General features: G+C 66.5%; 20 protein-coding genes and 1 riboswitch. Of the genes, 5 read left to right on the forward strand and 15 right to left on the reverse strand.

Going from position 1 to position 18,983, the window contains the following annotated elements; translation table 11 throughout:
- Positions 1 to 31: 31 nt before the first annotated feature.
- Complete coding sequence (locus ACFW6D_RS13880; RefSeq protein WP_379328022.1) at positions 32 to 1,060, forward strand: NADP-dependent oxidoreductase; 1,029 nt, start codon at positions 32 to 34, stop codon at positions 1,058 to 1,060.
- A 149-nt stretch (positions 1,061 to 1,209) separates the two neighbouring features.
- Here the strand turns inward: ACFW6D_RS13880 and ACFW6D_RS13885 are convergent, their stop codons facing one another.
- Complete coding sequence (locus tag ACFW6D_RS13885) at positions 1,210 to 2,184, reverse strand: dipeptidase (RefSeq protein WP_379328024.1); 975 nt, start codon at positions 2,182 to 2,184, stop codon at positions 1,210 to 1,212.
- 139 nt (positions 2,185 to 2,323) lie between these two features.
- On the opposite strand from ACFW6D_RS13885, the gene ACFW6D_RS13890 reads away from it, so the two are divergent.
- Positions 2,324 to 2,863 (forward strand): hypothetical protein, encoded by a 540-nt coding sequence (locus ACFW6D_RS13890; protein ID WP_379328026.1) that lies wholly within the window; start codon positions 2,324 to 2,326, stop codon positions 2,861 to 2,863.
- Between the two features lie 98 nt (positions 2,864 to 2,961).
- The gene (locus ACFW6D_RS13895; RefSeq protein ID WP_379328028.1) at positions 2,962 to 5,022 is read left to right on the forward strand and encodes a prolyl oligopeptidase family protein; all 2,061 of its coding nucleotides are present in this window, start codon (positions 2,962 to 2,964) and stop codon (positions 5,020 to 5,022) included.
- A gap of 57 nt (positions 5,023 to 5,079) precedes the next feature.
- On the opposite strand, the gene ACFW6D_RS13900 is transcribed toward ACFW6D_RS13895, so the two are convergent.
- The 9 genes from ACFW6D_RS13900 to ACFW6D_RS13940 form a co-directional block, all read right to left on the reverse strand.
- A complete protein-coding gene (locus ACFW6D_RS13900) occupies positions 5,080 to 5,949 on the reverse strand; it encodes an alpha/beta fold hydrolase (protein ID WP_379328030.1) in 870 nt (289 codons plus the stop codon).
- A complete protein-coding gene (locus ACFW6D_RS13905; protein ID WP_379328032.1) occupies positions 5,949 to 6,581 on the reverse strand; it encodes a TetR/AcrR family transcriptional regulator in 633 nt (210 codons plus the stop codon). Before ACFW6D_RS13905 ends, ACFW6D_RS13900 begins: the two co-directional genes overlap by 1 nt.
- 333 nt (positions 6,582 to 6,914) lie before the next feature.
- Positions 6,915 to 7,520 (reverse strand): alkylhydroperoxidase domain protein, encoded by a 606-nt coding sequence (locus ACFW6D_RS13910; protein WP_379328034.1) that lies wholly within the window; start codon positions 7,518 to 7,520, stop codon positions 6,915 to 6,917.
- Positions 7,517 to 7,987: a hypothetical protein gene (locus ACFW6D_RS13915; protein ID WP_379328036.1), complete on the reverse strand. Its 471-nt coding sequence runs from the start codon at positions 7,985 to 7,987 to the stop codon at positions 7,517 to 7,519. The genes ACFW6D_RS13910 and ACFW6D_RS13915 overlap by 4 nt, the downstream gene beginning before the upstream one ends.
- Complete coding sequence (locus tag ACFW6D_RS13920; protein ID WP_379328038.1) at positions 7,984 to 9,006, reverse strand: LLM class flavin-dependent oxidoreductase; 1,023 nt, start codon at positions 9,004 to 9,006, stop codon at positions 7,984 to 7,986. Before ACFW6D_RS13920 ends, ACFW6D_RS13915 begins: the two co-directional genes overlap by 4 nt.
- Complete coding sequence (locus tag ACFW6D_RS13925) at positions 9,003 to 9,749, reverse strand: ABC transporter ATP-binding protein (RefSeq protein WP_379328040.1); 747 nt, start codon at positions 9,747 to 9,749, stop codon at positions 9,003 to 9,005. The genes ACFW6D_RS13920 and ACFW6D_RS13925 overlap by 4 nt, the downstream gene beginning before the upstream one ends.
- Positions 9,739 to 10,623: an ABC transporter ATP-binding protein gene (locus tag ACFW6D_RS13930; protein WP_379328042.1), complete on the reverse strand. Its 885-nt coding sequence runs from the start codon at positions 10,621 to 10,623 to the stop codon at positions 9,739 to 9,741. Before ACFW6D_RS13930 ends, ACFW6D_RS13925 begins: the two co-directional genes overlap by 11 nt.
- A complete protein-coding gene (locus ACFW6D_RS13935; protein WP_379328044.1) occupies positions 10,604 to 12,439 on the reverse strand; it encodes an ABC transporter permease in 1,836 nt (611 codons plus the stop codon). The genes ACFW6D_RS13930 and ACFW6D_RS13935 overlap by 20 nt, the downstream gene beginning before the upstream one ends.
- On the reverse strand, positions 12,439 to 13,596 hold the full coding sequence (locus ACFW6D_RS13940; RefSeq protein WP_379328046.1) for an ABC transporter substrate-binding protein: 1,158 nt from the start codon (positions 13,594 to 13,596) through the stop codon (positions 12,439 to 12,441). The genes ACFW6D_RS13935 and ACFW6D_RS13940 overlap by 1 nt, the downstream gene beginning before the upstream one ends.
- Before the next feature lie 19 nt (positions 13,597 to 13,615).
- Positions 13,616 to 13,730, reverse strand: a riboswitch (SAM riboswitch).
- 218 nt (positions 13,731 to 13,948) lie between these two features.
- Between ACFW6D_RS13940 and ACFW6D_RS13945 the strand changes: the two genes are divergently transcribed.
- Together ACFW6D_RS13945 and ACFW6D_RS13950 are read left to right on the forward strand one after the other, a co-directional pair.
- Complete coding sequence (locus ACFW6D_RS13945) at positions 13,949 to 14,575, forward strand: FMN-dependent NADH-azoreductase (RefSeq protein ID WP_379328048.1); 627 nt, start codon at positions 13,949 to 13,951, stop codon at positions 14,573 to 14,575.
- Positions 14,553 to 15,740, forward strand: coding sequence for an MFS transporter (locus ACFW6D_RS13950; RefSeq protein WP_379328050.1), 1,188 nt, complete (start codon positions 14,553 to 14,555; stop codon positions 15,738 to 15,740). The genes ACFW6D_RS13945 and ACFW6D_RS13950 overlap by 23 nt, the downstream gene beginning before the upstream one ends.
- Positions 15,741 to 15,810: 70 nt before the next feature.
- Here the strand turns inward: ACFW6D_RS13950 and ACFW6D_RS13955 are convergent, their stop codons facing one another.
- From ACFW6D_RS13955 to ACFW6D_RS13975, 5 genes are all read right to left on the reverse strand, one after another.
- The gene (locus ACFW6D_RS13955) at positions 15,811 to 16,230 is read right to left on the reverse strand and encodes a PIN domain nuclease (protein WP_379328052.1); all 420 of its coding nucleotides are present in this window, start codon (positions 16,228 to 16,230) and stop codon (positions 15,811 to 15,813) included.
- Positions 16,227 to 16,457 carry a type II toxin-antitoxin system VapB family antitoxin gene (locus ACFW6D_RS13960; RefSeq protein ID WP_379328054.1) on the reverse strand — a complete coding sequence of 77 codons (231 nt, stop codon included), beginning with the start codon at positions 16,455 to 16,457 and terminating at the stop codon, positions 16,227 to 16,229. The genes ACFW6D_RS13955 and ACFW6D_RS13960 overlap by 4 nt, the downstream gene beginning before the upstream one ends.
- Before the next feature lie 132 nt (positions 16,458 to 16,589).
- Positions 16,590 to 17,432 (reverse strand): hypothetical protein, encoded by an 843-nt coding sequence (locus ACFW6D_RS13965; RefSeq protein WP_379328056.1) that lies wholly within the window; start codon positions 17,430 to 17,432, stop codon positions 16,590 to 16,592.
- On the reverse strand, positions 17,426 to 18,139 hold the full coding sequence (locus tag ACFW6D_RS13970; RefSeq protein ID WP_379328058.1) for an HAD family hydrolase: 714 nt from the start codon (positions 18,137 to 18,139) through the stop codon (positions 17,426 to 17,428). Before ACFW6D_RS13970 ends, ACFW6D_RS13965 begins: the two co-directional genes overlap by 7 nt.
- A gap of 62 nt (positions 18,140 to 18,201) precedes the next feature.
- Entirely contained in the window at positions 18,202 to 18,981 is a 780-nt protein-coding gene (locus ACFW6D_RS13975) for an AfsA-related hotdog domain-containing protein (protein WP_379328060.1), read from the reverse strand.
- Positions 18,982 to 18,983: the final 2 nt, after the last annotated feature.

Genomic DNA, 18,983 nt, shown 5'->3' on the forward strand with positions numbered 1-18,983 from the left:
ACACCGGCTGACCTCGAAAGAAGGCTCGATCATGTCGAACACGGCCACCCGCGCACTGCCCACCTTCACCCGCGAGATCCACCTCGCCGCTCGTCCGAACGGCGTCCCGGTCGCCAGCGATTTCACCCTGGTGGAGCGGGAACTGCCGGAACTCGCCGACGGCCAGATCCTGGTCCGCAACACCTGGATGTCGGTCGATCCGTACATGCGCGGCCGGATGGACGACAAGGCGTCCTACATTCCGCCGTTCGAACTCGGTGCGGCCCTTGATGGTTCAGCCATCGGCGAGGTGATCGCGTCTCGGTCCGCCGATATCGCGGTCGGTGCGACCGTCTCCCACTTCGCCGGCTGGCGCGAGCACGCTGTCGTCGACGCCGCGACCGCAACCCCGATCGATCCGAAACTCGCTGCACCACAGCACTTTTTGAGCGTCCTCGGGACCACCGGCCTCACCGCCTACGCCGCGCTCACCGACGTCGCCCAGGTGAAACCCGGTGACACCGTGTTCATCTCGGCCGCCGCCGGTGCCGTCGGCAGCGTGGCAGGTCAGATCGCCAAAGCACTCGGCGCGAAGCGGGTCATCGGGTCGGCGGGTGGTCCGGTCAAGACCCGAAAACTGCTCGAAGAGTTCGGGTTCGACGCAGCGATCGACTACCGCGCGGGCGATCTCGGCGGTCAGCTCACCGCAGCCGCACCCGAGGGTGTCGACGTCTACCTCGACAGCGTCGGCGGCGAACACCTGAAGGTCGCCATCGAAGCACTCAACCAGCACGGCCGGATCGCGCTGGTCGGTGCGATCAGCGGCTACAACGGCGCCACCACCGAGCAGACCCCCGACCTCTACCTCGCGGCGACCAAGGAGGCCACCCTGCGCGGCATGCTGGTGACCAGCTACTTCCCGATCTTCGGTGAGTACATCGCTAAGGCCGCGGGCTGGCTCGCCGACGGCACCCTACACACCACCGAAACCATCTACGAAGGCCTCGACCAGGCCCCCGCGGCCTTCCTCGGAGTCCTCACCGGCGCCAACACCGGCAAAATGCTGGTCCGCCTCGCCTGACCACCGGCCCCGCCACACCGATTCCCTCGGCTCGGCGGGGCCGAGCACTACTGGCCAGTCGATCACCAGGCTCTGGTGGATTTTCCTTCTCGGGTGGATTCAGTCGGGCGATGCCGCCAGGAAAGCCTGGTGATCATCCGTCCAGCACGTCAGTCGCGCCAGACCTGGCTCGCGACGCGGGCGAAGTTGCCGCCGAAGACGGCCTCGCGTTCGGCAACGGTGAAGCCGCGGTCGGTGAGGAGGTCGTCCAGGCCGGGGACGTCGGATTCGCCGAGCAGGTCCTCCGGTGGGGTCCATTGGAGTGGGCCCCATTTGGTGTAGGCGTCGGAGAACGCGGCGGGGTTCTCGTTGATCTCCTCGTTGAACTGGGGGCCGTCGAACGAGTAGTCCGAGCCGATGCCGATGTGGTCGATTCCCACCAGGTCCACGCCGTAGCGAATCTGATCGGCCATCGCCGTCACCCGCTCGGCGCGCGCATCGGGATCGTTGCAGCCGAGGAAGATCCCGACGCCGTTGATGCCGATCACCCCGCCGGTCGCGGCGCACGCGCGGGCCTGTTCATCGTCGATATTGCGTGGATGTTCGTGCAGCGCGGCGAAATTCGAGTGGCTGTAGATCATCGGCACCGAGGTGTGGGTGGACAGGTCGAGGCCGGTGCGACGGGAGCAGTGCGACCCGTCGGCGAACATGCCCACCTCATTGAGCTTGCGTACCAGGTCTTTTCCGTAGGCGGTGAGTCCGGTGTCCACGGTGTCGAGGCAGCCGCAGCCCGCGGCGTTGGCGTAGTTGTAGGTCGGCAGCAACGAGCGCACGCCGAGCCCGTAGAACAGTTCGACATTGTCGAGGTCGCCCTCGAGCGGGGCGGAGTCCTCCAGGTCGAAGGCCAGCGCGATCACCTCGGGTGCGCCGATATCGGCGAATCGCTCGACCAGCCGGAACCGGGAGTCGGCCAGCGCCTCGCCGCGGAAAAGGTCGAGCAGTGCGAGGGAATCCGCCTTGCTCTCCCCCGAGTACCCGACGTTCACCGACAGGTACGACCCCAGCGGATACCGGGCCAGGTCCGCGATCCGCGCGGTCGGCCGCAACGGCAGACAACAGTGCTGCTCCCACAGGAACACATCCACCTCCGGTTGATTCGTGACCTGCGATCCTACGTTCGCCTGCGCATTCGACACCGGACCGGCGTTAACGCGATGTCCGATTCGTCCGATAACGAAGTACTCCGTCCCCCGACCCGAGGGCCCAGTTCTAAGGCGGTGCGACATGCGTCGCTTCCTCGTCCTCCTCGCCTCCGTCGCGGCCTGCCTCGGCCTGTCGACACTGCCCGTCGCCGCCACCCCGTCCTACTGCGGACTCACTTGGGGTTCACAGGAGAAGTCCTCGGCCGCTAACGGCTCGGGCACGGTCGGCAATGTCCGCGCGGGCCGCCACGACTGCTTCGACCGTCTGGTCGTCGACATCGCCGGACCTGCCACCGGGTATTGGGTCGCCTACACCGACCAGGTGACCCAGGACGGTTCCGGCTACCCCGTCCCGCTGCGCGGCGGGGCGTTCCTGCGCGTGACGGTCAACGCCCCGGCCTACGACCACGCGGGCAACAGCACCTACGCCCCTGGTCAACGCACCGAACTCGTCGATGTGGCCGGATACCAGACCTTCCGCCAAGCCTCCTGGGCCGGTTCGTTCGAAGGGCAATCCGGTCTCGGCCTCGGTGTTCGGGCCCGGCTGCCGTTCCGTGCGTTCACCGTCGACGGACCGGGTGCAGGCTCGCGAGTGGTCATCGACGTCGCCCACTACTGGTGACGCGCTGACCTCTCGACCTCTGCTCGTCAGCGGCTGAAAGCTGGGCCGATCCGGCGACGGGTGCGGATGCCGTCGACCACATCGGCAACAATATGAGGATGAGCGGCGTTGAGCAGAACGTGACCGATCCCTATCTCTGGCTCGAGGACGTAACCGACGAGGGCGCGCTGGACTGGGCCCGCGCCCGCAACGAGGTGGTCGGGCGGCGGTTCGCGGCAACCGACCGATTCGCCGATCTCGAGCGTCGCGTGCTCGCGATGCTCGACGACGACACCAAGATCGCCTTCCCAGGCAGGCGCGGGCAGTGGCTGTACAACTTCTGGCGCGACGCGCAGCATCAGCGTGGGTTGTGGCGACGGACCACGTTCGAGTCCTACGCCACCGGTGATCCCGAGTGGGATGTGCTGATCGACGTGGACGCGCTGGCCGAGGCCGACGGCGAGAACTGGGTGTGGGCGGGCGCCGCGGTGCTGCGGCCCTCGCAGGAACGCGCCATCATCCACCTGTCGCGCGGCGGGGCCGATGCCACTGTCGAGCGCGAATTCGACATGACCACCAGACAATTCATCGCCCCCGAAGACGGCGGGTTCTTTCTGCTGGAAGCGAAGTCGCGGATCGGCTGGATCGACGCCGACACCGTTTACGTCGGCACCGATTTCGGACCCGGCTCGCTCACCGATTCCGGATACCCACGCATCGCCAAGCGCTGGCGGCGCGGCACCGAATTGTCGGCTGCCGAAACGATGTACGAGGGCAAGTCGAGCGATGTCTCGATCGGCGTCGGGTACGACCGCCACCCCGGCTACGAGCGACACGTCCTGACCCGTTCGACCGATTTCTTCAACAGCGAGGTGTCGCTGCTGCAGGACGGGGAGTGGCGCCTGCTCGAAACCCCGACCGATGCCGACGTCGACTGGTACCGCGACTGGCTGCTGGTGCGCTTGAAAACCGAGTGGACACCGAGCGACACCACCTTCCCGCCCGGCAGCCTGCTCGTCACCGATCTGAACGACTTCCTCTCCGGTGCAAGAGAATTCGAGCCACTGTTCACCCCCGACGCGCATACCTCGCTGGACGGTTGGGGATGGACCGAGAACCATCTGATCCTGTCCACCCTGCAGGATGTGCAGACCGGTTTCCGGGTGCTCACCCCCGGCGCGGACGGCTGGACGACCAGCGAACTCACCGACGTCCCGGCGATGTCGTCCACCTCGGTGACCAACCTCGACCCGCTCGAGGGCGGCGACGAATTCATGCTCACCACAACCGGTTTCACCACCCCGACCACCCTGCTCAGCAGCGCGATCGGCGAACCGGCGGTGCCGCTGCGGCAGGCGCCGAGCTACTTCGACGCCACCGGCATCGAGACCGAGCAGTTCTTCGCCACCTCCGATGACGGAACCGCGGTGCCCTACTTCGTGATCCGGCATCGCGACCGTCGCGGCACACCGGGCCCGACGATCATGAACGGCTACGGCGGCTTCGAAATCTCCAAGACCCCTGGCTATCTGGGCGGCACGGGGATGGCGTGGCTAGAGCGCGGCGGCACCTATGTGGTGGCCAATATTCGTGGCGGCGGCGAGTACGGTCCCGAATGGCACACTGCCGCACTGAAAGAGCACCGCCACCGCGCCTTCGAGGACTTCGCCGCCATCGCGCGCGACCTCGTGACCCGCGGCATCACCACCCCCGACCGCCTCGGCGCGATCGGCGGCAGCAATGGCGGTCTGCTGATGGGCGTGATGCTCACCCGCTACCCGGAACTGTTCGGCGCCATCGTCTGCCAGGTGCCGTTGCTGGATATGAAGCGCTATCACCTGCTGCTCGCGGGTGCGTCGTGGGTGGCCGAATACGGTGACCCGGACAAGCCAGAGGAGTGGGCCTACCTCAGCGAGTACTCGCCGTATCAGAACACCGATACCGGCAAGCAGTACCCGCCGATCCTGCTCGCCACCTCCACCCGCGACGACCGGGTGCATCCCGGACACGCGCGAAAGATGGCCGCGCTCCTGGAATCCCAGGACCGCACCGTTTGGTACTACGAGAACATCGAGGGCGGCCACGGCGGTGCCGCCGACAACAAGCAGTCGGCGTACCTGTCGGCGCTGGTCTACGAGTTCTTCATCCAGATGCTGATCGAAGGGCGCCGCTCGGCATAGTGGGACGCGCCGGCGTTCCTCAGCCGAGCACGGCCGCAGCGTTGGCGGAGGTACCGCTCAACGGTCGCGCAACCACTTCTCCACCGCGTCGACCGTGGAGTCCGGATTGGTGATCCAGCCGTTGTGCCCGAGGGCCTCCGGCTGGAACCACCGGGTCACCTGGGCCTGCGGCAGTTTGCTGAGCAGGTGATCGGCAGAGGTCTGTGGTGCCAGGTCATCGCCTGCGACAGTGATCGACAGCACCGGGAACTTCAACCGCGACATCCGCTCGTCGTAGTCGATATCGGCGCCGACGGGCACGAAGCGCCCGGTGCGCGCCAGCCTGGCCCAGTCCGACATGAGCACTTTGGACTGTCTGCCGTACGCCCGCTTGCCGAGCAGGTCCCCCGGCCAGAACCCGGCCAGGTTCGAGGCGACCGCCACCGCCGCGGTGCCGACCAGCATTCCCGGACCGAACACCCCGCGATACCCACGGAAATACGGTGTGCCGGAAGCGATCAGGATCAAACCGCCGAGCCTGCCGCGCACCCGGGCCGCGTACATCGCCGAGAGCTGACCGCCCATGCTGTGGCCGAGTAGGTAGGGGGTGCTGGCGGGAAAGCGGTTGCGGACCGCAGCCAGCATCGCGGGGAAGTCGACTGAGACCAATTCGTGGTAGCCGTAGGTACTTTCGGTGCCGGTGCGGTGGGTGCTGTCGCCCTGGCCGCGCAGCTCCCCGATGGCGACGTCGAATCCGCCTGCGGCCAACCGGTGTCCGAAGTACTCGTAGAACTCTCCTGGCACGGCGAGGCCGGGCACGATGACCACCACGGGGCGCGGTGCGTCCGGCGTCACCGGATGACGGTGGGCGCCGGTGGCCGGAATGAGCCGAACCGGCAGGGTGCTGCCGTCGGGTACCTGGATCTCGACGATCTCGACCCGCGCCATCAAGCCCCTACCGCACCGAGGATTACCCGGGTGAGCACCTTGATCACCTCGTCCAGCGGCGGGCGCGGATCGCTGCCACTCCAGCCGTCGACGACATAGTTCACCGCGCCGATGATCGCCAGTACGCGCAATTCGTAGTCGCCGGTGGGGATCTCACCGTGCATGGCGGCGTCCTCGGCGGCGCTGGCCAGCAGCGAACCCCACACCCGACGCAGCTCGAGCCGGAATTTCTCCACCTTCGGCCCGGCCCCGACCACCTCGACCAGCGCGACGCGCGCCTTGCGTGGATCGGTGCCGATCGACTCGACGTAAGCCCGCACAGCCGCGTCGATCTGCTCGGGCACCGTCGCCTCGGACTTGTCCTCGAGCGCGGTGGCCACCGCCTCGCGCGAATGTCGGTCGATCTGCTCGTACAGCTCGAGCAACAGAGATTCGCGGCCGGTGAACTCCTCGTAGAACTGCCGAGACGATAGTCCCGCGTCCTTACAGATGGCACCGACCGAACTGTTGGCGTACCCGTCGCGCGCGAAGACCGTCAGGCCTGACTCCAGAAAACGCGCACGCCGCTGGCGTTGCCGGTCCTCTACGGGTTGCCCGGCATACATTCGTCCCGTATTCGCATCCTGTGACATTGTCGCTGACAATACCGAAGGGCCTGATCCCCTCGTCATGGATCAGGCCCTTCGGCTGCCCATTCGGCCAACCGCGCGTTAGCCGAAAGATGGCTATAGACGGCTCAGTTGCCCGAGCCCTGCACCGAACCGGTGCTCAGCGAGCTGGTGAGCAGCCCGAGGAGCAGGGTCAAGATGTTGCCGTCGCTGCTGTCGTCAGTGATGTTGTAAAGCATGTGTCACTCCAAGTTGATGCTTTGTGACTTCGTTGTCACTGGCCATTTGCCATCTCGGACGATACCGAGGAACAATGTGAACTGAGGCCATTTCAAAGGAATTTTCTAGAATTTTTTGTCACTGAGCACAAGACCTAGGAACTCGGGGCTCCCCCAGGCTGAGCATCAGCCGATTCGCCCACGAGAACGAGGCAGTCGACAGCACCAGATCGTGAATATCGGCATCGTCGAAACCGAGTGCGCGCAATCGATCCAGTTCCGCGTGCGCGGGCCGTGGCGGTTGCGCGGCCAGCGCGGCGGTGAAATCGATGATGGCGTCCCAGCGTTCGTCGATCCGTACCGTCGTGCCCTCGTCCAGCAACCGCTGCACGTCGTCGACGCGCTGGGACAACTGCGAGGTGAAACGTGAGTGTACCGATGCGCAGTACTCGCATCCGTTGAATCGGGAAGTGACCGTCGCGGCGAGTTCACGTTCGGCTCTGGTCAGCCCTTCCCGGCTGTAGAAGATGTCCTTGTCGTTGGCGCTGCGCTGGGCGAGGACCTCGGCATTGCGGGCGAGCAGCCGGAAGTAGGGGCTCTCGCCACGCTGGCCCGCCAGCAGCGGGCGCTGGTGCTCGTCGGCGTCGGCCAGCACGATGGGCTCGACCCAGGGCACCCAGTCGAGCTGGTCCTGGGTGAAACCCGTCGGCCTGGCGCCGGCTTCGACGTCACGAACTTCGGTCATCGCTGCGCTCCGATCAGGGTGAGGCCGGCCAGCAGACGGACCTGGTAGTTCACGAAGCCGACCAGCTGGGAGACGGTGACGATGTCGGTCTCCGACAATCCCGCCGCGAGCAGGGCGTCGATGTGGGCGCGGGTGCTCGTCGCCGGTGCGTTGGTGAGCCGGACGGCATGACGCAGGGCGGCTGCAAGCTTCGCATCACCGGACGAATCAGGTTCTTTCCCAGCATCTTCCGACAGTCCTGTGTAATAGGCCGCGAGGTCGGTCGCGTTGCCGAGTGCGGCGATGTGGGCGGCGATGGCAGCCAGCCGTGCCCGGCCGAAAGCCCGTCCGGCGACTCCGTCGAACAGGGCGTCGTGCACGCCCTGGGTGTGCTCGACCACGGTGGGCCTGCTCCGCCGCACGGTGGCGACCCTGGCCGCCGCCTCGGCGCCGAGCACCGCGTCGATGACATCGGTTCCGGCAGTCATGCCGAACCCCTTTCGTTGAGAAGCCGATCCAGTTGTGGCACAACCTTGTTGGCGAGCAGTTCGATCGAGCGCAGTGCCGTCGGCTGGTCGGGATCGATCGGATGGATCTGGACGATGAGGTCGGTAGCGGCGGTGACCGCGCTGTCGGCGGCCAGCTGCGCGGCGACTTCGTCGGGAGTGCCGATGTAGGAGTCGCGCAGGACTTCGTCGACGGTGGCGGCCAGGTCCGGAATGCCCTCGGTGCGTAGGTGTTCCAGAAATCGCAGTGCCCCGCGGTGGGCCCATCGCTGGGCTTCGTCGTGATCGTCGGCGACGAAAACACTGCGGGAGGCGCCTATTCGGGGTGTCGAGCCTGCGGGCAGTGCTTCGAGGTAGGCGCTGATCAGGTCAGCTTGGACCTGGTCGAGGGGCACGTGCGGATCACGCGGTTGGGTGCGTGACAACAGCAGACCCACGCCCGCCGCACCGGCACGCGCGGCACCCGATACCGAGAAGCTGGCCTGCCAGGTGCGTTCGCGCAGGGTCGGCACCGGCGGATGCAGTGGTCTGCCGCGGATGAGTTCAGCGCCGTCCAGTGCAGCCGTGATCGCGGCCAGCTTCGCCGCGTAGACGCGCTGTTTGTCCTCGGGTGCGATGCCGAACAGTTCGAACGAACTCTTGGAACCACCACTGCCGAAACCCAATTCGAGCCGTCCGCCGGACAGGGTGTCCAGCACTGCGGCATCCTCGGCGACCCGGATCGGATCCTCCAGCCCGAGCGTGACGATCGCGGTGCCGAGCCTGATGCGGTCGAAACGCGCCGCGGCGTGCGCGAGGAACACCAGCGGCGAGGGCAGTCCGCCTTCGGCCGGGTCCAGATGATGCTGGGCAACCCACGCGGTAGCGAAACCCAGCCGTTCGGCGAGCCCGATCTGTTCGAGCGCGTCGGCGTAAACCTGGCCCGCGCTCTGGTCGTCGTCGTACCGGACAAGCCGGGTGAACAGCCCGAGCCGCTTCCGGTGCGCTCTTTCGTGGCTCATGCGGGCACTCTTCCCAGGTAGGCATCGCGGATCGCCGGATTGTCGAGCAGCTCGGTAGCGGTGCCGCGCAAGACGATTCGCCCGCCCTGCAAGACATTTCCGCTGTGCGCGATCGACAGCGCCAGCTCGGCTTGCTGCTCGACGATGAGGATCGCCAGCCCCAACTCCGTGTTGAGCCGCGCGATTTCGTCGAGAACGCGGTCGACGAACAAGGGCGACAAGCCCATGGTCGGTTCATCCATGCAGATCAGTCGCGGTTTGCTCATCAGCGCCCGAGCGAAGGCGAGCATCTGTTGTTCGCCGCCGGACAGGGTGCCCGCCTGCTGGGAGCGGCGCTCGCGCAGGCGCGGAAAGTGCTCGTACAGTTCGTTCGCGCGGGCGACGAGGACCGAGCGGCGCTCCTTGCGGATGTAGCCGCCGACGTAGAGGTTCTCCTCCACCGTCATCGCCGGAAAGACCCGTCGCGCTTCGGGAACCGAGGCCAGGCCCGCTTCGATCCGTTTCGCGGGCGAGCTGGTGCTGACGTCGACGCCATCGATGCGCACCGCCCCCGAGGTGGGGCGCAGCAGGCCGAGTGCGGTCTTCATCGTCGTCGATTTTCCGGAGGCGTTACCGCCGAGCAGTGAGACGATTTCGCCCGGGCGGACCGTCAACGACACCTTGTCGAGCGCTGTCGACGGGCCGTAGTGCACGGTGACCTCGTCGAATTCCAGGATGGGCGTCGACTTTTCGCTATTCGACACCGGCGGTCACCTTCTCACTTGTCGGTGGGCGCAGTCGGCGGCGTCCGAGATAGGCCTCGATGACGCGCTCGTCGCGCTGGATCTGTTCGGGTGTTCCCTCGGCGATGATGCGGCCCTCGTCGAGCACGATCACCCGGTCCGAGAGCGAATTCACCAGTTCCAGTTTGTGTTCCACGAGCACGATGGTCTGGCCCGCGGCTTTCAGGTCGGCCAGTTGCTGTCCGACTTCGGCGGTCTCGGTCTGGTTCATGCCCGCGGCGGGTTCGTCGAGCAGCAGCACCGTGGGTTGCAGTGCCAGCGCCCTGGCGATCTCGGTGCGGCGGCGGTTGGCGTAGGACAGGGTGTAGGCGTTGTTGTCCGCGCGCGGGACGAGGCGTTCGGAGAAGCGGGCCAGCTGAGTGTCGACGAGGGCGTCGACGCGGTGGCGTTCCGCCGGTGCCGGCACCAGCGCCAGCACCGTTTCCGCCAGCAGAGGTAGCCAGCGCAACAACGGAATTCGTGCGAGCGACTGCCATGGTCGACCGGCGGTGATGGTGGTGTGCAGGCCGATCTCGACGTTCTCGCGCACCGTGAGATTGCCGAAGACGCGCCCGTTCTGGAACGTGCGCGCGATGCCCGCACGTGCGGCCGCCTCCTGCGAACCGGGTCGCAGCCGCTTGCCCGCGACCTCCACCCGGCCCGCATCGGGACGCAGCACGCCCGAGATGAGATTCACAGTGGTCGTCTTCCCGGAACCGTTCGGCCCGATGATGGAGACGAATTCACCTGGAGCAACTGCCAATTCGAGATTCTCTACCGCCTGCACGCCGCCAAAAGACTTGCGCAGTCCATGCACCGCCAGCACCGGCTCGACCTCATCGAAGGACGGGGACACGTTCACTCCTCACCAGCACACCCTGCGGACGGAAACGGATGATCAGCAGCAACACCACGCCGTAGAGCAGGATGCGCGCCTCCGGCGCCAGCCGCAGCGCCTCGGGAACGCCGATCAGCACCGCCGCGCCGAGCACCGCGCCATAGGGCGAACCGGTGCCGCCGAGCACGAGAACGGTGACGATCAGCAGGGACATGGACAGGTTGAACACGGTCGGGTCGATGTAGCTGTACTGGTGCGCCAGCAGGGCGCCCGCGATCCCGGAGAACAGGGCGCTGATCGCGAAGGCCAGTGCCTTGTAGTCGCGCACCGGGATACCGGAGGACCGCGCGGCGACCTCGTCGGCACCGACCGCACGCAGCGCGGTGCCGAGCCGCGACCGTTGCACGCCGACCACCACCGCGAGGGTGATCGCCAGGAACACCAGGTCAAGCAGGAACACCTCGGTGTTCTCGGTGAACTCGTGACCGAGGATGCTGGGCACGGGGATACCGAAGATGCCGTAGCTGCCGCGCGTCACCGACTCCCAGTTGCGGATCACCGCCACGATCACGATGCCGATGCCCAGCGTGGCGATCGCGACATAGTGCCCGTTCAGATTCCACAGCGGCGCGGCAAGGACCGACGAGATCACCGCGGCCAGCACCCCACCCGCGAGGGCAGCGGCCAGGAACGGCCAGTCGTGATTCACCGTGAGGATCGCGGAGGTGTATGCGCCGATCGCGATGGGCCCGGCCTGGCCGATCACCAACTGCCCGGCCGAACCGGCGACCAGCGTCATCGAGACCGCGATGATCGCGTAGGCCAGGATCTGGGTGCCGACGACGATGGCGTAGTTGTTGGCGACCAGCGGCACGATCAGTGCCGCCACGGCGAACACCGCGACCGCGTGCCACCATCTGATCCGGAGTTGTCGCCCGGCGCCGAGGAAGGTGCCGGTGAGCGGTTCGGAACTGATCGCGGGCACCTTGGCCAGCAGGCCACCGGGCCGCAACACCAGAAACGCCACCAGCACCCCGAAGGTGATCAGGTCGCGGTAGCCGTCGCCGAAGGTGTAGATGCCGAAGGCTTCCACGATGCCGAGGGCGAACCCGCCGATCACCGCGCCCGGAATCGACCCGAGCCCACCGATGGTGGCCGCCACGAACCCGGTGAGCCCGGCGAGCGTGCCGCTGGTCGGCGAGATGTTCGAGTTGTACAGGCCGACAAAGATTCCCGCCAGACCGCCGAGCCCCGACGCGATGGCGAAGGCGAGCACCTGGATGCGGCTCACGCCGATCCCCATCTGGGCGGCGGCATCCGGATCCTGAGCGGTGGCGCGAATCGCCAGGCCGTAGCGGCTGAACCGCAGGAACCCGGCCAGGCCGAGCATCACCACCAGGGTGATCGCGAACATCACCAGATCGGAGGTGCCGAAGCGGACGCCGCCGAGCTGGAAGTTGTTGGTGGGCAATACCTGTGGGAACGGCCGCGTTTCCGGTCCGAACACGATCTGGGTCAGGTTCTCGATGATCAACCCGGCCGCCACCGTCGCCAGCAGCGCCGCGATGGCAGGCGCTTTGCGCAGCGGATGCACGGCCAGCAGGTCGATGCCGACACCGACCGCCGCGGTGATCGCAACCACCAGCACGAGGGTCAGCCACAACGGGAAACCCTGTTCGGCGATCAGCCACCAACCCAGGATCGAGCCGAGGGCGAACACCGCGCCGTGCGCGAAATTGATGACATTGGTGACGCCGAAGATGAGGGTGATGCCCACGGCGAGCAGCGCGTACGCGTTGCCGTGGACCACCCCCGCGATGAGCGTGTCGAACATCAGCGGTTGCCGGTCGGCACGAACTTGCCTTCCTTCAGCACCAGTTCACGCGGGGTGACACCCTTCGGGCGCCGCGTTTCCTGGTCGAAGGCGAAGGTGCCCAAACCGATTCCGGTGAACTGGGTTTCGGTTTTCAGGCCGTCGAGGATGCCCTCGCGGGTGGCGCCGCCCTTCTTCGCCGCCTGCACGACGACATTGAGCGCGTCGTAGGCGTAGACGTTGAAGTCGCCGGGATCGGTGTTGAACTTCGTGCGGAACTTGGTGACGAAGTCCTGGACCTTCGGGTCCGGGTCGGCCGGGCTGAAGATGCCGTTGACGATGTCGCCCTCGGCCGCCGCGCCTGCCAGCGAGATGAACTGCGGGGTGTTCTGGCCGCCGAAGAACTGCCCGGCGAAGCCCACGTCACGCAACTGCTTGATCACCAGCGCACCGTCGGGACCGTAGCCGAGGTGCACGAAGGCTTCGGGGTTCGCTTCGCGGCCCTTGATCAGGATCGGCTTCACATCGGTGGAGTCGGGCAGGATCGGCGAGGAGTAGACGATCTCGACTCCCTTCTCCTCGGCGAACTTCTCGAAGAACTGGAAAGCCTGTTTGCCCCAGTCGGTTTCGAGGTAGACCACCGAGACCTTTTTGGCCTTCTTCGACACCCACTGGGCATTGCGTTCCTGGAAGACGTCGAGGGTGATCGACGGGCTCCACGAGTAGTTGCCCGCCTTGGTGAAGTCGACGGCGGAATTGGTGAAGCCGTACTGAACGAGCTTGCCGCGGTTGTAGATCGGCGATGCGGCGATCGAGGCGGGCGAGGAGAAGTCGCCGAGTTCGGCGATCACGGACTTGTCGTCGACGAATTTGGTGGCGATCGGGACGGTCTGCTTGGGATCGGATTGCGAATCCTCCCACTTCAATTCGACCTTGCGGCCGTTGATTCCGCCCGCCGCGTTGATCTCGTCCAGTGCCAGGTCGAATCCCTGCTGCCACAGACGCCCGTACTCCGCAGAAGGCCCGGTGCGCGGACCGGAGATGCCGAAATAGACCGGGCCGGAATCGGATCCGCCGCTGTCGCTGCAGCCGACCACCGTCGCGGCGATGCTCACCGCGGCAAGTGCGCCCGCCACGATTTCGACACGACGACGCGAGCCGAGAGAGAACTTGCTCATTGCTGGTATTCCTTCGTGAAGACAGCGCTTGCGATACCCGAGCGATATCGCCTGGTCGTCACCCGGGGCACCCCACCGCAAGCGAGGGTTGCCGATCAGCGAGCCGGGGCTCGAACGTGCTGATACTCGTGACCGTGGGCCGAAATCTAGCAGCGGATTCAGGCGCGCCTGTTCCGCCTTCGGGGTACTCGATGTGGTTGCGGGGCACTCGGATACGGAGCCACCTGCGGCAATTCGGCGCCTGGTGTTTTGCGATCAGCTCGAGACAAAAGACGGCGGCGCGCATGCGGTAATCCGCGCAGCATGCGACAAATCATTGTCGCCGTTCGCCGCGCTCGGTACTCCTGTTCCCATGACCACACTGCTGCACATCAATGCCTCCGCACGCGGCGAACTCAGCCAATCTCGCGCCATCGCAACAACTTTCATCGAGGCCCTCGCGGCGAAGGATTCCACCCTGCAGGTCGACACACTCGACCTGTTCGACGCCGGGCTGCCCGACTTCGGCACCGACGCGGCCGCCGCCAAACTGGCCGTGTTCACCGGATCCGAACAGACCCCCGAGCAGGTCGCCGCCTGGGAGCAGGCCCGCACCGTCTTCGACCGGTTCGCCGCCGCCCACCTCTACGTCGTCAACATCCCGATCTGGAATCACGGCGTGCCCTACATCCTCAAGCAGTACGTCGACATCATCACCCAGCCCGGCTGGGCGTTCGGCTTCGATCCCGAGGTCGGCTACAGCGGGCTCCTCGACGGCAAGCGCGCGGTCACGGTGTTCACCAGTGGCGTGCACCAGCCGGGTGTGCCGATCCAGTTCGGCAGCGACTTCGCCACCCCGTTCGTGCACGACTGGCTGCGATTCATCGGTGTGAAGGACGTCGCCGAGATCCGCTTCGCGCCGACCGTGCTCACCGAGGACCCGCAGGTCGGGTTCGCTGCCGCGCAGGAGCGGGCACGTGAGCTCGCCGGCGACTACTGAAGCGACATGGGCGCCGACGGGGCGGACAGTCGCGACGATCTGTGCCGTCGGGATTCTCGTCGTCGGGCAGCTCTACGTGGTGCTGCCGGTGCTCGGCGACCTGGCCGCGGCGTGGGACACCACCCACGCCGCGGTGACCTGGACAACCACTGCCTTCGGGCTCGCCTACGGCGCCGGCTTCCTCGTCACCGGCCCGCTGTCGGACCGTTGGGGACGCCGCCCGGTGATCGTCGGGGGTCTGGCGGCGACGGCCTTGTCCACCCTTGCGGTGATCGCGGCACCGAGTCTCGGCACCGGGATCGCCGCGCGGGTGGTGCAGGGGTTGACGGCCTCGTTCTTCGCACCGGCCGCGTTCGCCTACCTCGCCGAACGCATCGCACCGCAGCGCCGGGTCTTCGCCCTGACCTGCCTGACCAGCTCGTTCCTCGGCGCGGGCGTGCTCGCGCAGGTGTTCGCGCAACTCGTCGACGCCGCGTTCGGCTGGCGAGCGGTGTTCGTGGTCGGCGCGGCGGCCTTCGCGATCTCGGCACTGGCACTACGGGCGGTACTCGAACCAGGCCAACGCGCCGACTCGACAGCATCGGCGGCCTCGGCCTTCACCGCATTCGCCTCCTTGCTGCGCGCACCACGCCTGGCCCTGCTCTACCTCAGCTGCCTTGCCGTCCTCGGCTCCTTCGTCGGGATCTACACCGGCGTACAACTCGCGCCGCACGAAGGTGTCGGCACCAGTAGCACTGCCCTGCTCGTATTACGCGCCAGCGCCATCCCCGCGATGATCGCGATCCCGCTACTGGCGACCAGACTGGGTGCGATCAACCCCGAACGCCGCCTCATCACCTCTCTGACAACAGCCGGAACCACAGCCGCCATCGCCGCCCTACCCTTCGGCGGAATCTGGGTGGGCACTTGCCTTTTCGTCTTCGTAGCCGCAATAGCAATCGCCGCCCCCGCAGCCGTCCAAGCCATCGCCGCCCGAGCAGGCGAAGCCAGAGGCGCCGCCACCGCCCTCTACACCTTCGCCCTGTTCCTCGGCGCCAGCGCAGGCCCCCAACTGGCCAACCTGGTAGCCGAAAACGGATTCACCGCCGTGGCCCTCGCCATCGCAACACTCGGATTCATCGGAGCCGCACTGGCTTTCGCTTCCACAAGGATCCGCACACCCTGACCCACCTATCGGGCCGGGCCGTCACCTTGGTGGCGCCCAGCCCGAGAGTTCTGCGCCGCCATCGAAGAGTTCAGGTTCTCGGCAGATCAGTGACCATTCGGACCGGCTGCAGCGTCACTCGGCCAACGGTCAGGTAGTCCGTATCGTCGGCGAGGACGGTCAAGCCCGCGCGCTCGGCGGTTGCGGCGATCAGCAGGTCGACCGGACCGGCCGACCGATGTTGTCCGGTGGCGGTGAGCAGTTCTTGCACCTCCGCTGCGCGTTCGTAGGCACGATCATTCATCGGCACCCACCCGAACACACTGCGGAGAAGCCGCTTCTTCTCGATTCGGTCAGCTGCCGACCTGGCCGAATAGAGGAATTCGAGTTCGACGATCGGACAGGTCGCGATCACCCCTGCCGTGAGCTCGTCCGCCCAGGCCCGGCGAAGCTTGTCCTGCATGATGCGAAACAGCCCCGACGTGTCGATGAGATACAGGGCAGGAGTCACCGGCGGTAGGCGGACTTGTTGCCGAGAAACTCGTCGAAGTCACCCGCGTCCGCCATCTCACCCAATCTCGACAGTGCGTGGAGTCGCTCCAGCCGCGCGCCCACCTCGCGCAGGGCGGCATTGACAGTGTCCTTCTTGGTCTTCGTTCCAAGAACCTCCGCGGCGGTCGCCAGCGCGTCCACATCAATCTCGATCGGCGTTTTCACCATCTTCATGTCGACCTCCATCTGTTCATGATACCCGCGATATCCCATATGGACATCTCGGATATCGCGGCCTACCAGGCGGTCGGCTGACGTCTCGGATCAGCACGAACGCCCGCAGGCCGGTTGGCATGCGGGCGTCGTGGCGGGTCTGGCTCAGGGGTGGGTGCGGAATTCTTCGAAGGTGGGGGTGGGGAGTTTCAGTTGGGCGTGGATGTCGCCGCCGAGGCCGAAGTGGGCGATGGCGCCGCCGTAGTTCTGCTGGTAGCTGTGCCAGAGGACTACGACGCTGATGACGCGGTTGGCGCCGGGGGTTTCGGGATCGGGGAAGGGGTTGGGGAGGGTGGCGCGGTAGGTGGCGGTGCCTTCGGGGGTGGTGGTGAAGACATTGGGGATGCCGAGGGGGCCTGGGCGGGTGGGGTTTTCGGGGTTGAGGTCGTGGGAGCGTAAGGACATCACTGTGTAGAGGGAGTCGGGGATCAGGCCGGTGAGTTCGAAGGTGAAGTGGGCGTTGCGTTCGTCGTCGGTGATCGAGACTTCCACTGTGCCGCGGGCTTTCAGCCAGTCGCCGAGGGTGACGGGGGCGGTGAGTTTGCGGCCGTCTTCGGGGCGCAGGTCGGGGATGGGGACTTCGTGGAAGGGGTAGCTGGGGCGGGTGATCGTGGCGGCCGCCGGTAGCTGGTCGGGGGCGAAGACGATGGGATAGTTGTTGGCAGGCAACGGCAAAGGCAATGTGTGCAGAACCAGATCCGCATCGCGCGCCGAGAGTTCTTCCGGCAGTTCGCGAATCACCTTGTAGGGCAGGTTTTCGCCGAAGGCGGGTAGTGGGGTGTCGGCCGCGACCACGGCTCGGCCCCAGCGCCGGACCACCGAGCCGTCAGGACCGGCCTCGTTCAGGAAACCTACGACGATGAAATCACCTGCCGCATCCACGATTTCGCTGGGCGGGTAGAGCGGCCCCTGGGTGGTGGGGGTCAGGTCGTACAGACGCTTCACCATACGGAAGCCACCTTTCGCTCGTCGGAGAATTCGTTGCCGTTCGCGTCGCCGAGGCGGTCGCTCAGGTGCCGCCAGGTGCCGCTGCGCGCGGCCGCCACCAGTTTCGGGTCGGCGCCTCGGTAGGCCGGGTGGGCCACCAGCCAGAGGAACGGCAGGTCGGTGCCGTGATCGCCGTAACCCCAGGTGTCGTCGGCGCTGATGCCGTGCTCGCGCAGGTACTCCACCACCGCCTCTCCCTTGGCCGCGCCGATCATCGGCTCGAGCACCTCCCCGGTGAGCACGCCATCAGCGTCGACCAGCGGTTCGGTGGCGATGATGTGGTCGGCGCCGACCGCGGCTGCCACGGGCGCGATCGCCGGTGCGAACGAACCCGACAGCAGCACCGTGCGGGCCCCGGACTCCCGGTGCGCGCGCAAGGCCCGCACCGCCTCGGCATAGAACGCCGCACCCTCGGCCGCGAACTCGTCGAACCAGCGCTGACCGGCCGCCACCAGCGCGGCGTACTCGACCCCGCGATAGGTCCGGTAGTACTCCCGGTTGATCTCCTCACGCGGCGCACCGGCTTCGGCTCGCGCCTTGAGATCGTCTGCGACACGGGCATATTCGCTCCCGTCGTCACCGTTCTCGGCGAGCCAGAACCGCAGGAACGTGAACATCGACTTCACCGTGATCAAGGTTTCGTCCACGTCGAAAAACGCCACACTCACGTTGTTTCCATTCGGCGTGCTCGGGCGCCCCCGCTCCGCCTCTGTCTCGGGACGGTGATCGCTCACGCCGGCACCCCCAGATACGCGGTGACCGCCTTGGCCGCCTTCGCCCGTTCGATCTGGGCGATTCGGTCGTTGGGCAGTGCGGTGAACTCGATCCGCGAGCCGGCCACGGACTTGCCGAACTGGCGTACGTCGGTTTCGATGACGAACTGCAGTTTGCCCGGATCATCGATCGAGACCGGCGTGAGCTGGGCGTGCAGCGTGGCGGGCAGCGGGAACAGGAACGAGGTGAACCGCAGGTCGACGTTGTTCCACACGATGTAGAAATGCTCCTGCGGCCTGCGCACCCCGTACTCGAGTTCGAACGCGGCAAGGAACAGCTGTCGCACCGCCTCGATCACCACGATGCCCTGCACGTGCTCACCGGTCTGGTGGTCGAGCAGCAGTTCGTTGTCGCTGTCCAGACGCAGATCCGCTTCGAAGGCGTTCTCCTCGATGCGCCGCAGCCCCGCCAGCAGCACATTGGAGTGCTGGTATTTGTGCACATGGTGCCTGCGCGCGGGCTCGGCGATTTCGCCGACCACCCGGACTCGCGCCTGCGGTGCGTGCACGGCTGCCACGTGCTCCAGGTAGTCGAGATCGTGGCGGGTGACGCCCTGGCCCAGGTGAACGGCCAATTCCTGATCGACGAACCGACCGCTGCGCAGCAGCGCCACCAGCCCCGACACGGTGTGCACCCGCTCGTCCGCCGTGATCCCGAGGAAACGGTCGGCCACCACGACGAACGTGGTCGCCACCGTTTCCGGGGCGCGAGTGGCGTCGAGTTGGACTACAGACATGG

It is taken from the genome of Nocardia sp. NPDC058705 (assembly GCF_042749305.1).
Lineage (GTDB): Bacteria > Actinomycetota > Actinomycetes > Mycobacteriales > Mycobacteriaceae > Nocardia.

Excerpts from the sequence above, each read along its gene's own strand:
- ACFW6D_RS13935 (WP_379328044.1), bottom strand. The coding sequence starts at position 12,439 with ATGTTCGACACGCTCATCGCGGGGGTGGTCCACGGCAACGCGTACGCG.
- ACFW6D_RS13920 (WP_379328038.1), bottom strand. The coding sequence starts at position 9,006 with ATGAGCCACGAAAGAGCGCACCGGAAGCGGCTCGGGCTGTTCACCCGG.
- ACFW6D_RS13900 (WP_379328030.1), bottom strand. The coding sequence starts at position 5,949 with ATGGCGCGGGTCGAGATCGTCGAGATCCAGGTACCCGACGGCAGCACC.
- ACFW6D_RS13915 (WP_379328036.1), bottom strand. The coding sequence starts at position 7,987 with ATGACTGCCGGAACCGATGTCATCGACGCGGTGCTCGGCGCCGAGGCG.
- ACFW6D_RS13945 (WP_379328048.1), top strand. The coding sequence starts at position 13,949 with ATGACCACACTGCTGCACATCAATGCCTCCGCACGCGGCGAACTCAGC.
- ACFW6D_RS13975 (WP_379328060.1), bottom strand. The coding sequence starts at position 18,981 with ATGTCTGTAGTCCAACTCGACGCCACTCGCGCCCCGGAAACGGTGGCG.
- ACFW6D_RS13890 (WP_379328026.1), top strand. The coding sequence starts at position 2,324 with ATGCGTCGCTTCCTCGTCCTCCTCGCCTCCGTCGCGGCCTGCCTCGGC.
- ACFW6D_RS13940 (WP_379328046.1), bottom strand. The coding sequence starts at position 13,596 with ATGAGCAAGTTCTCTCTCGGCTCGCGTCGTCGTGTCGAAATCGTGGCG.
- ACFW6D_RS13960 (WP_379328054.1), bottom strand. The coding sequence starts at position 16,457 with ATGGAGGTCGACATGAAGATGGTGAAAACGCCGATCGAGATTGATGTG.
- ACFW6D_RS13880 (WP_379328022.1), top strand. The coding sequence starts at position 32 with ATGTCGAACACGGCCACCCGCGCACTGCCCACCTTCACCCGCGAGATC.
- ACFW6D_RS13965 (WP_379328056.1), bottom strand. The coding sequence starts at position 17,432 with ATGGTGAAGCGTCTGTACGACCTGACCCCCACCACCCAGGGGCCGCTC.
- ACFW6D_RS13895 (WP_379328028.1), top strand. The coding sequence starts at position 2,962 with ATGAGCGGCGTTGAGCAGAACGTGACCGATCCCTATCTCTGGCTCGAG.
- ACFW6D_RS13905 (WP_379328032.1), bottom strand. The coding sequence starts at position 6,581 with ATGTCACAGGATGCGAATACGGGACGAATGTATGCCGGGCAACCCGTA.
- ACFW6D_RS13910 (WP_379328034.1), bottom strand. The coding sequence starts at position 7,520 with ATGACCGAAGTTCGTGACGTCGAAGCCGGCGCCAGGCCGACGGGTTTC.